Annotated in this window: 1 protein-coding gene; it reads left to right on the top strand. The window is 68.1% G+C overall.

Going from position 1 to position 833, the window contains the following annotated elements; translation table 11 throughout:
- On the top strand, nt 1-803 hold an 803-nt coding region (locus tag ACLQ26_RS33015), incomplete at its 5' end, for a hypothetical protein (protein WP_425748275.1).
- Nucleotides 804-833 lie beyond the last annotated feature (30 nt).

Here is an 833-nt window from a genome sequence, read left to right as displayed (position 1 = left end):
ATGGGCATGTGCAGGAGACGTATCTGGCGCGTGTGGGTGGCGCGTGGGTGACGCAGGATCTGGGTGCGGTCGCGGTGGGGCAGACGCCGTCGGTGAGTGTGCATGATGGTTATGTCAGCGTGTTCACGGTCACCTCGGGTGGGCAGGTGCAGGAGACGTACCTGTCTCGTCTGGGCGCGGCGTGGGTGACGCAGTCGTTGCCGGGCGCGGTGGTGGCGCCGTTCACGTCGGTGGTGACGCATGACGGGTATGTCAGTGTGTACGCCGTCACGACCGGTGGCCGGTTGCAGGAGACGTATCTGGCGCGTGTCGGGGGTGCGTGGGTGGCGCAGGATCTGGGTGTGTCGGCGGCGGCGCAGGTGCCGTCGGTGGTGGTGCATGACGGCTACGTCAGTGTGTTCACCGCCACCGCGGCGGGGCAGTTGCAGGAGACGTTCCTGGCTCGTCTGGGCGCCGCGTGGGTGACTCAGGCGCTGCCGGGCGGTGTGGTGAAGCCGGCAACGTCGGTGGTGACGCATGACGGGTATGTCAGTGTGTACGCCGTCACGACCGGTGGCCGGCTGCAGGAGACGTATCTGGCTCGTCTGGGTGTGGCCTGGGTGTCGCAGGACCTGACCACCAACCCGGGTACGCCGTTGGTGGCGGGTCGGCCGGTCACGGTGGTGCATGACGGCTACACCAGCGTCTTCACGATCAACGCCACGGGCGGTCATGTCCAGGAGACCTACCTGCCCCGCATCGGCGTGGCCTGGAGCACCCATGACCTGAGCACCACCGCCGGCACCCCGGCAGCCCGACCGTAACCACTGACCGAAAACGTCCGGGCTGCCGCC

It is taken from the genome of Micromonospora sp. DT43 (assembly GCF_049841645.1).
Taxonomy (GTDB): Bacteria; Actinomycetota; Actinomycetes; order Mycobacteriales; family Micromonosporaceae; genus Micromonospora.
Note: the sequence above shows the minus strand (reverse complement) of the source record. Positions and strands in the feature narration are given on the sequence as shown.